Origin of the sequence: Acinetobacter baretiae (assembly GCF_015627105.1) — a bacterium.
Classification (GTDB): Bacteria; Pseudomonadota; Gammaproteobacteria; order Pseudomonadales; family Moraxellaceae; genus Acinetobacter; species Acinetobacter baretiae.
Map to the genome: position 1 here is coordinate 1 of NZ_VTDM01000038.1, position 10778 is coordinate 10778.

The window sequence follows — 10778 nt, forward strand, 5'->3', positions numbered from 1 at the left end:
ACGACACCTATATTGTTGATGATATAGGAGATGTGGTTATTGAAGGCAATGGTCAAGGCATTGATCTTGTCCAATCATCGATGAGTTACACATTAACAGATCATGTTGAGAACCTCACTTTAACAGGTACAGCAGACCTAAATGGTACAGGTAACCGTTTAGATAACACCATTATTGGTAACGATGGCAACAACATACTGGATGGTGGTGAAGGCATCGATCGATTAGAAGGTGGGAAAGGTGATGATATTTACTTTGTAGACAATAGCAATGATCTTGTGGTTGAAGCATTGAATGAAGGTGTTGATCATATTTATTCTTCTGCATCTTATACGCTTGGAGAGAATATAGAAAACTTAACACTAACAGGTCAGGTGGCAATCAGTGCGACTGGGAATAGCTTAGATAATATTATTATTGGAAATACAGAAAACAATATATTGTCTGGCGGTGCAGGTAATGACACTTTAGATGGGGGCATAGGCTCAGATCTGCTTCAAGGGGGTACAGGAAATGATACTTACTATGTTGATGATCTAAATGACCAAGTTGTTGAACTTAATAATGAAGGTATAGACCAAGTTTATTCTACAGTATCATTGACACTTTCTGATCAGGTAGAAAACTTAACATTGCTAGGAAATGCCAATATTAATGCGACGGGTAATGCACAAGATAATGTACTGATCGGAAATAGTGGCAATAATGTATTGTCTGGTGGTGCTGGTAATGACCGCTATGAATTTACACTCGGTGGTGGGAATGATCAGATTATTGATTCTATTGGTTTTGACACGTTACATTTTGGGCATGGACTAACAGTAAATCGTTTACAGGGCTATCAACAAGGTAATGATTTATTGATTGAAATTGTGGGCAGTAGTGATTCAATATTACTGTCTAATTGGTATGTACAAGATCAAGGTGTTTCTACGGTCAGTTTTGATGATGGTACGACACTTGATCATGCTGGAATTTCGGAATTAGTCAATCGACCTCCAACAGCGAATCCCGATACGTTTACAGTACAAGAAGATGCTAGTCACTTAGTGATTGATACAAGTGCTTTACTTAGTAATGATACTGATCCAAATGTAAAAGATGTACTTTCTGTGACTTCAATTGCACAGTCTAGCCTTGGTGCTAAAGTGTCACTCGTCAATGGCCAAATCTCTTACGACTTTAAAGGTTTATTTGAATATTTAGCAGTCGGTGAAACAGTTACAGATACTGTCACTTATACAATTCAAGATCGTTACGGAGCAACATCAACCAGTACTGTATCGTTTACAATTCTAGGTAATAATGATGCCCCAACGCTTGTTAAACCTCTTGTTGATATTTCAATTCGTGAAACCGACTTTTTTAGCTATACCATACCTAAAGATACCTTTGCAGATATAGATCATCTTGATGAGTTAACACTAAGTGCGACTTTAGAAAATGGCAAAGCTTTGCCTGACTGGTTAAGTTTTGATAAACAAACAGGCGTTCTTAGCGGAATACCGCCTTTAGAGGAGTCTTCTGGGCAATATAGTGTTGTAATTACTGCGACAGATAAACAAGGAGCTACGGTAAATGGGAATTTCACTTTAAATGTAATGCAACCAATTCGTACTAATTGGTGGGCGACAAATTATTCTGACTATATTGTGGGCGATAGCCGTATTCCAAATGTACTTTATGGGTTTGGCGGTAACGATACAATTATCGGTTCACAGAATAAAGATATTATTGCAGGAGGCAATGGAAATGATATTATTATGGCAGGTGGAGGTAATGATATTGTTCATGGCGGTGCGGGTAATGATAGCTTGTATGGCGGTTATGGAGATGATCAGCTTTCAGGTGGTTTAGGTAATGACTTATTATTTGGTGAATATGGAAACGATTACTTAAATGGTGGTGCAGGAGATGATTACCTAAACGGTGGCGCTGGTAATGATACTCTGTATGGTGGTCTAGGTAACGATACCTTGTATGGTGGTGCAGGAGATGATTATCTAAACGGTGGCGCTGGTAATGACAAATACCATTATACATTTGGCTCTGGCAATGATGTGATTGACAATAGTGGTGGCGGTTATGACACCCTTATTTTTGAAGGTCTTGCCAGTTGGCAATTAAATGCCAAAAAAGAGGGCAATGACTTACTCATTTCTGTAAATGGCTATCAAAACCAATCTGTTAGGGTGAAAAATCACTTTTTAGGTGGAGATAGTGCAATGGATAATATTGTTACAGCCGATAAGCCTATGTTTAATGGTGTCTTTGGTCATACTGTTGCTAGCGTGAATGGATTAATCTCAGCTATGGCGGGACTCAATAGTCAGCAAACTGGGCAGGCTAATACTATTCATTTTGAAAGTGGTATTTCCCTAGAGTTTGGAGTCATTCGATAATTTAAAGAGTAAATAGAGATACAAGAATTTTCTTGTATCTCTATGGCTGTGTCTAGTTTTACTTGATTACTACACATTTTAAAAAACATCTATGCCTACATATATTGAATACAGTGTTTACCAAGGAGTTTTAATATTGTGGAATAAGGCTAATAAAACGATTTCTAATCTCAGTAAATACCGCTTCTGGATAGTCCTCTAAATAATTTCTGATCCAAAAAAACACAGCCTCATGACCATCAAAAGATGGGTTAACATCTAAATAAAATGCTAAAGGTGCTGTACGTTGAATATAAAGCTCTTGAATTAACTCTAATCCCAACTTTTTTACTTTTGTAGAAATAAATAACCGTGGTGAGGTAAATTGATTCATAAAATAGTCTCCTACGTACAATAAAATACTTGATAGGAATAATTTAAACACATATTAAATGTGCTTAGCACATTTAATATGTGTTTAAATGTAACTGAAATATCTATGCTATAATTTACAATCAAAATATTTTGTTGTTTTAGTCATGCCTTACGAAGAATTTCAACGATTGATTGGTAAATCCGGTTTATCTATAAAAGAATTTGCATTGCTTTTAGATATGAACCCCAACTCAATTACTAACTATAAAAAAATTGGTAAAGTACCAACACAAATTGCAGTCATTGTCTCTTTAATCTCAATGATGAAAGATGATGGCGTTGATTTTTATCCTATCTTTGAAAAAATTAAGTCATATCATTGATTACAATACCTTTTAGGTAATTTATATTTTTAAGTTAAGTTCGAGACTAAAATAGAAAAAACTTTATATGAGCTAAAAATTAAATTTCTGCTCATTTTTTTGGAATTAATAGAATCAAGACTAATGGTTTTGTTGACATTGGTCAACAAAACCATTAGTCTTGATTTGAAAGAATATGGATTTTCTATGAAAAAACATCCTAATAAACATATACGAGAAGCCATTGAATATGCGGTTGAAAATGGTTGGGATATTGTTGAAACAGGAAAGTCTGGACATGCCTTTTGTAGATTAAAATGTATTTTAGGTCATGCTGAACATCAGATGAGTATTTGGAGTACACCGAAAGATCCTGAAACGCATGCGAAACAAATCCTTCGAAAGGTAAAGCAATGTACTGGAGATGAGCAATGAGTATTTACCATTTTACGATTGTAGTACGTGATGCTAATTCTAACCTTGCTGACTTAGAAGATCAGTTCTTTGAAGTGGGTTGTGAAGATGCATTATTGTGTGAATACAATGGTACGATCTATTTAGAGTTTGATCGTGAGTCAGATCAAGCAATACATGCGATTCAATCAGCTTTAGAAGCAATCAGAAGTCTTGGTTTTAAAGATCTCATTGTTGAAGAGCAAGGATTTTCAACTCTAGCAGAAATGGCTGAAAGAGCAGGAATGTCTCGTCAAGCACTATCTTTATATGCCCAAAACAAGCGTGGCAATGGCAATTTTCCTAAACCGATGTATGGTTTAGCATCTAAGTCTGCAATGTATTTATGGTCAGAAGTGGCTACTTGGCTCTTTCAACAAGGGAAATTGGATCAGGCTCAATATGAAGTTGCAACAGTAAATATTTAATAGATAAGTTAATGAACCAGGCAGTGGTATTATATTTCATTGCCTGATTTTATTTTCATAAACGAGTCCTACCTGGGGATACTAAAAATCATAACCCCATTTTTAAACTTGGTTCACTTCAACATCTAAAATTTTGGTTCATTGACTGCTGACCTACTGAGATTGGGTCAGCGAAGATGACTATTTCTTCTCGACTAAATGATCTTTTACTTATTTCAAATGCATTTTAATCAAACTTAATCTGAATAGCTACCGATTTTGTAGACACCTTTTAGTTAGATAAAATGGCTAATTAACGAGGTGCTTATGAGCGGTAAACGATATCCCAAAGAATTTAAAATTGAAGCAGTAAAACAAGTCACAGAGAAAGGTCATAGTGTCGCTGATATTGCTGTGCGCTTAGGAACCACAACGCATAGCTTATATGCCTGGATTAAACAATATGATCCGCAACAATCCTAGGTCAAAGAATCTCATGATCCGAGTGCAGAATTAACAAAGTTAAAAAAAGAGCTGCAAAGGGTCACTGAGGAAAGGGAAATCTTAAAAAAGCAGCGGTGTACTTCGCAAGTCAGTCCAAGTGAGGTATGCCTTTATCCAGGACAATCAACATATATGGCCTGTCCATCGTTTATGCTCAACACTAGATATTCATCACAATGGCTCATGGTTGCGCATTGTTTGAGTATGTTGTTATACCTGAAAAGTTTAATTTATAAGTTAATTAAGTTACTGAAAAAACATATACTTTTAATTTTTAAAAAGTGTGTTAACTTTTTTAATTCGCTTTTTAGTCGTAAAAAAGCAGATTAAAAAATCTGCTTTTTTTACTTTGTTTAACAGATACGTAAATCTCTGCCAAATACAAACTAGACATTTGCTATTTTAATGATGTTTTGCGTATTTGCAACTATGGTGATGTTGCAGAATATGAATAATATGCAATTTGCAGAAGATTTTTATAAAAATCTAGCACCTAAGCCATATTGTAGTTATGGAAAAGGTACAGCAACTTTGATTCGCTCAAAACGCTGTGCCGTTAAATTTCCTTTAATCCAGGTAAATCCACCGCACATCGTCAGATATTTAGTTTTTGATATTGATGCCCCGGATGCATATCTACATTTTTCTGATGCAGAACTTCCTGTACCTACATGGATTGCTAAAAACAAAAATAATGGTCATTGTCATATCTGTTACGAGCTAAAAACTCCTGTTTGTAAAACTGAAAATGCACGATTAAAGCCACTGGCTTATCTCGCTGCTATTGAGCATAGTTATGCAAATAAACTTGGCGCAGATTTGAATTATGCTGGCTTACTGACAAAAAATCCAATTAATACTGAAAACTGGGAGGTTACTCTACTTAATTCAAGGCCTTTTGAATTAGATGAACTTGCTGATTATGTTGATCTAGATTACAGACCGAAAAAGATGACTAAAAATGAAATATCAGGGCTTGGACGTAATTGTGCCATGTTCGATAGTGTTCGCTTTTGGGCATATAAAGCAGTCGGAGGAAGTGTTGCTGCTGGTTATGAGAATTGGCATAGTAAAGTTCTTAATACTGCTCAGAGCGAAAATTATGCATTTTCACAGCCATTACCCTATTCAGAAGTAAAAGCAACAGCATCAAGTGTCGCAAAGTGGGTCTGGAGAAAGCATCATAGTACTGAATTTCAGGCTAAATTTAGCGAAAAACAAGCAAATAGAGCAAAAATAGGCAATAAAAAGGGTTCGAATTCGAAAGGCGGAAAACCTCGTTCATTAAATTATGTCAATCTAAGGCAAGACGCATTAAAACTACATATACAAGGAATGAATAATACTCAAATTGCTGAAAAATTAAATGTAAGTAGAAAATCAATTACAAGATGGTTAAAAGAAAAAATAGTTATTTAAGTGGGACAGTGCCGCCAAATCAGATATTAGCCCTGTAGGGGGGCTTAATGGTGTTGAAACGCTGTCAACAAACAAAGCCAGAAGACTTCAACAAACAAAGCACTTTTCAATTCAAAAAAGTAAACCTATTTCTTGATTTTTTTCTAAAAAATTTTCAATTCAAATCATCATCCCATACTCTTTTATTTAAATGGGTTAAGTGAGCAAGCATACCTGTACCCCCAAAATCTTCGATATTTGGTTGTGCAGGAAGCTTGTTAGGGGTTCCACCCCTAAGACCCGGAAAAGCAAAAGCTGGAGCGAAAATGAAGAATGAAATAGCTACTCAGAAACAGCAAGATCAAAAGCAAAAGCAGGTCAGAAATATTGTAAAAAAGTACAGATTTAATCAATTTGAGCTTGAGCAAATCGACGTCATTTTAAAAATGAGACATCAGTCTTTAACTGATTTTTTAAGAAAGGCAATTCAGTCAGAAATCCAGCGTAGTTCTTTTTATGTTCCAACATTAAAAGAACTTAAAAACAATTTTGTTCTTAAACCAAAACATATTAAAAAAACACAGGTTGAAATTATTAAACGCTATCAAAACATAGATCCAAACTTACTGCTCGAACTCAGCAGAATCGGTAATAACATTAATCAAGTGGCTCGTGCATTAAATATTATAAAAAAGGATTCAGCAACAAAACTTGTAATGTATGACTTTGCTCAATGCCAAATCATTTTAAAAAACTTTCAAAGTGATTTTCAAAGCTTATTGCCGAGATTACCAAAAATTCAACGCTCAGAAAAAGCCATTGAAAAGAGAAAAGCACAATTAGAAAAAAAAGGTTTGGAGCTCTAATGTTAATCAAATTCTTAGAGCACGGAAAAGGAGCTGCAAACAAAGCATCAGCTTATGTTTTAGATTCTGTTGATCATTTAAATCGAGCCAGAGCTGGTGTTGATGTACTACGCGGAGATCCAATGACATTTAGTTCGATCTGTGATTCTAGTCCTCACCTTTGGAAATATACGAGTGCAGTGATTGCATGGGCAAAAGATGACGATCCAAGTGATGTACAAATCCAGGAAGTTTTAGATGAATTTGAAAAACATGCTTTCGCTGGACTTGAACCACATCAATATCATTTATTTGCGACTCAACACGTAGAGGACGATGGCTCAAAGCACATTCATATATTGGTACCAAGATTAGAGCTTGAAACAGGAAAGAGCTTAAATATCGCACCACCTAGGCATGAAAACTATTACGCAGCATTACGTGATTATTTGAATTATAAGTACAACTGGTCCCGCCCAGATGATCCCCTTCTTCGAGCAACAACTAAAGCACCGCATCACGTTGAAAAAATTACTGCACAAGTAAAAAAAATACTGGATCAAGAGCCTTTTGAACGGCTTAAAAAAGCGCAATTTTGCAGAATGATTGATCACTACGTGAAAGTATTACTAGATAGTCCCTTTGTTCAAAACAGAACAGATATTGCAAAGTATTTGCGAGAACTTGACGGAATTAAATCAGTTAAAGAAGGGAAAAACTATTTAACAGTGACATTAAATGATGAAAAAAAACATAGGCTAAAAGGTAATTATTACAATGACGAATTCGAAATTAACGCTTACAGAGAGCATCTCAAATCAGCAAAATATGCTCGAGAAGCTGCAGGTGGAAATGAGCAACATGCAAAAGACGCTCGAGAACTTTGTGATCGTGCTAGAGCATCAAGAGCTAACTATAACGAAAACCATTACAAAAGTGGGGACACAGACAGAGCAAGCAGAAATGCTATCGAATCGAATATCAACGCTGATGTACGCAATCAACAAAGCGAGTCCGACCAAGATTCTCGAAGTAAACCACGCAATCAAATCAGAAATGAACAATTTACTGTTGACGTTAAAGACACTCGATACAACGACAGTCACTACACTCAAAGTGGACATAGAGAGTCTGAATCTCAAAATCAAACAAGCAAAACAGATGATATTACAAGATCTGAAAATCGATACGCAGAAGCTCGAGGATCAAGTTTGCTCAATAGTGATTGGAGCAGCAGAACAATCAATACCGAAGATCAAACACATCATCGAAGAAAAAATGGAGACAAAACTCAAGGAGCTATTGCTGTCAGAACGATCGATCTGGATGACCTATGGGCTAGGAGTTTTTTTGATATTTCTACTGCTCATGAGTTCATTTTTAGCGTATCAAATCTTTGCAAACGCAAAACAGATCGAGATGCAAAGAAGCGAGATTTTTCAAAATACAGGAATTTTGAACTCGCAAATCGCACAGATGCAGAACCAGTCAAGCTACTTACAACAACTGAAACAACACAGGAGATAGAAGATGATGATAGCCATGAGCGAGGTCGACAAATATATCTTGAATCAGCTCGAATTATTGAAGAACGAAAACGCATTGCTGAAAGAGTACAACAAAACATTGATCGAGCAGATCGAACAGCAAGAGAATATCAGCTTAGAACAAATGAAATTATTATCAACGCTCAACGCTATCAAGAAAACACTCGACGCAGAAAATCAACATTTATTGGAACATCAAAGCAAATTAGAGAATACATTAATCAGCTCAAGACACGATTTTCTGAACAGTTTAGAAGAAGAATTGCCCCAATTTTTACTGCAGTTCAAGCACTCTTTGCAAGAAAGTCTCATACAAGACATGAAAGCATACACGACATCACAAGAGATCAAGGATTCAATTCAGTCGTTAATCTCAGTAGAAATTATGAAGCAAAAGCAGGAATTTCTCGAAGAGATCAAACGCGAGGTCCAATCGGTGAACAATTATCACGACGAATTCAAGATATTGATACAACAACTCTCAGCAAAGCTATAGCGCAAATTGAACTCAAAAATAAAGAGAAGTTGGAACATAAAAAGTATGAAAAGGACAACAGCTCAAGATTTGATAGGTGATTACAAAACTGCAGCACTGAAGTTTACATCTTCTTTTTGATTCGACTTAAACTTTAATAAAATTCAGTTATTTAGTTTAGTTAATTTAGTCAGTTTAGTTTATTTAATAAATGGAGTATTTTATGAGAAAGTTAAAGAAAGCGGTGACGAAAGAACAAGTTTTTGAAGCATGTGCAACGCTAGAAGAGCAACAAGGAGATTTTACAAATAGAGAAATATTAGAACTCGTCGGTGGCTCTAGTGTCACAGTACAAAAATACAGAAAAGAATATGAAGCTGAAAAATTAAATAAAGAGAAAATGAAAACTCTTGAACTCAAAGATAATGAAAAAATTGCTGTAGAAGATGCAATCAGCAAAATTCTATCAGAGCGCGTTAACGCACTTTCAGAAAGCTATTTAAGTCAACTTGAAGCAACACACGCAGAGCTTCAGATTACAAGTGAAGCATTTGAAAAAATTCAGTCCGAAGCTGAACAATATCAAGAAAGGATCGAATTATTAGAAAAGGAGCGAAATGAGCAAATCGCGAGATTATCCATTGTTAAAGAGCAATATGATGCACAAATAACAGCACAAGATCAGAAGTATCACAGTGAAATTGAAGATACTCAAAACAAGTCAAAACTAGAGATAAGTAAAATAGAGGTCAATTACGAAAAAGTTTTAACAACAAATCAAGAGCAGTATGAAAATCATAAAAAGCTTATTGAACAGCAACACAATTATTCACAGCAGCAAGCACAACAAATGCTTTCTGATCTACAGAAAAGAAATGAAAAACTAGAGCTAGAAATGAAAGAGGAGCGCACTAGCTTACAGCAAAAAATAGATGTTTTAAGCAAAGAGAATGCGGATATATCATGTAAAGAAGCAGTGTTAATGACTAAAAATGAAGAGTTATCACATAAAGTACTTCTACTCCAGCAAGAGAAAGAAGAGTTACAAAAACAGATTAAAGAAGTTAGTGCCGTGAATACTGTAAAAGAATCAGGGAAGCAACAGAATTTGATCTGAAGAAATTAAATTTGAGTCTGTAGCCTGCTATTTAGAGTTATGTACTGAAAAGCCTCCTGACCAACCTGGAGGTACATTTAACGTCCGCATTATCCCTGAAATGCATCATAAGGTAGTTTTAGCCTCAAATAACCCCCTTAATGCGCGTTTAGGTAAATAGTTTATTAAAAAAATCATTAAAAATGGGAGCTAATTGAACTGCACCCCAGAAGTTGGACGCTCTTAGTCTAATTTAAAGGGTGTTTTTCTATGGCTAAATATTCTCAAGAATTTAAACACAAAGTTGTGCAAGCATATCTTTCCGGAATAGGAGGATATATTACAGTTTCTCAACACTTCTCAGTCAGACATTCACTTGTTGAGAAGTGGGTTGAAAAATATCAAAAACATGGATTGGATGGATTAGCAGTTCAATCATCAAAAACTGCTTTTAGTATAGAATTTAAGATAAATGCGGTTCAAATGATTCTTGAGGGAATGTCCTTTCAAGAAGCACGAAGACAACTCAATTTAAGTGATCCTTCACTTTTATCTCGTTGGTTTCAACAATATCAAGAACACGGTATAGACGGCTTAAAACCGAAGCTCAAAGGACGCCCAAAATATATGTTAAATCCGAGTAAGGAGAACCAAGATAAAACTCCGAATGAATTGCTAGAAGAGTTGGAGTATCTACGTGCAGAGAATGCCTATTTAAAAAAGCTGAGAGCCTTAAGTGATCCTAGACAAAAAAGTGGACAAAGATTCCCTCTAAAGCTAACGTAAAATTAACTTTGGAGCACACTTATGGCTAAACGCTTTAGTCAGGAATTTAAACAGCAAGCAATCGATTATGCACTTGCGAACTCACATGAACCATTAGCAACAATTGCAGGTAAACTCGGTGTTGGTTACTCCACTTTAGATAAATGGAT

General features: G+C 35.6%; 11 protein-coding genes and 2 pseudogenes. 12 read left to right on the plus strand and 1 reads right to left on the minus strand.

Annotation, left to right across the window (positions count from 1 at the left end):
- On the plus strand, positions 1 to 2402 hold a 2402-nt coding region (locus tag I2F17_RS11550), incomplete at its 5' end, for a putative Ig domain-containing protein (RefSeq protein ID WP_211140043.1).
- Between the two features lie 130 nt (positions 2403 to 2532).
- On the opposite strand, the gene I2F17_RS11555 is transcribed toward I2F17_RS11550, so the two are convergent.
- Positions 2533 to 2775: a hypothetical protein gene (locus I2F17_RS11555; RefSeq protein ID WP_196423543.1), complete on the minus strand. Its 243-nt coding sequence runs from the start codon at positions 2773 to 2775 to the stop codon at positions 2533 to 2535.
- Between the two features lie 145 nt (positions 2776 to 2920).
- Here I2F17_RS11555 and I2F17_RS11560 point away from each other — a divergent pair, with 145 nt between their 5' ends.
- The 11 genes and pseudogenes from I2F17_RS11560 to I2F17_RS11605 all read left to right on the plus strand — a co-directional run.
- Positions 2921 to 3139 carry an XRE family transcriptional regulator gene (locus tag I2F17_RS11560; RefSeq protein ID WP_196423542.1) on the plus strand — a complete coding sequence of 73 codons (219 nt, stop codon included), beginning with the start codon at positions 2921 to 2923 and terminating at the stop codon, positions 3137 to 3139.
- A 186-nt stretch (positions 3140 to 3325) separates the two neighbouring features.
- The gene (locus I2F17_RS11565) at positions 3326 to 3553 is read left to right on the plus strand and encodes a hypothetical protein (protein ID WP_196423541.1); all 228 of its coding nucleotides are present in this window, start codon (positions 3326 to 3328) and stop codon (positions 3551 to 3553) included.
- Complete coding sequence (locus tag I2F17_RS11570) at positions 3550 to 3999, plus strand: XRE family transcriptional regulator (RefSeq protein ID WP_211140044.1); 450 nt, start codon at positions 3550 to 3552, stop codon at positions 3997 to 3999. Before I2F17_RS11565 ends, I2F17_RS11570 begins: the two co-directional genes overlap by 4 nt.
- Positions 4000 to 4305: 306 nt before the next feature.
- Positions 4306 to 4663 (plus strand): annotated as a pseudogene (locus I2F17_RS12615) (transposase); the annotation flags it as partial.
- Between the two features lie 275 nt (positions 4664 to 4938).
- The gene (locus I2F17_RS11580) at positions 4939 to 5901 is read left to right on the plus strand and encodes a replication initiation protein (RefSeq protein ID WP_235985960.1); all 963 of its coding nucleotides are present in this window, start codon (positions 4939 to 4941) and stop codon (positions 5899 to 5901) included.
- Positions 5902 to 6155: 254 nt separating this feature from the next.
- A complete protein-coding gene (gene mobC, locus I2F17_RS11585) occupies positions 6156 to 6746 on the plus strand; it encodes a plasmid mobilization relaxosome protein MobC (RefSeq protein ID WP_211140047.1) in 591 nt (196 codons plus the stop codon).
- Positions 6746 to 8848, plus strand: a complete 2103-nt coding sequence (locus I2F17_RS11590) for a relaxase/mobilization nuclease domain-containing protein (protein ID WP_196423593.1) — start codon at positions 6746 to 6748, stop codon at positions 8846 to 8848. The genes mobC and I2F17_RS11590 overlap by 1 nt, the downstream gene beginning before the upstream one ends.
- A gap of 122 nt (positions 8849 to 8970) precedes the next feature.
- On the plus strand, positions 8971 to 9864 hold the full coding sequence (locus I2F17_RS11595; protein WP_211140048.1) for a DNA-binding protein: 894 nt from the start codon (positions 8971 to 8973) through the stop codon (positions 9862 to 9864).
- Positions 9865 to 9868: 4 nt separating this feature from the next.
- A complete protein-coding gene (locus I2F17_RS12770) occupies positions 9869 to 10024 on the plus strand; it encodes a toxin-antitoxin system HicB family antitoxin (protein ID WP_407926570.1) in 156 nt (51 codons plus the stop codon).
- Positions 10025 to 10113: 89 nt separating this feature from the next.
- A complete protein-coding gene (locus tag I2F17_RS11600; RefSeq protein ID WP_211140049.1) occupies positions 10114 to 10629 on the plus strand; it encodes a helix-turn-helix domain-containing protein in 516 nt (171 codons plus the stop codon).
- Positions 10630 to 10650: 21 nt separating this feature from the next.
- Positions 10651 to 10778, plus strand: a pseudogene (locus tag I2F17_RS11605) (IS3 family transposase); the annotation flags it as partial.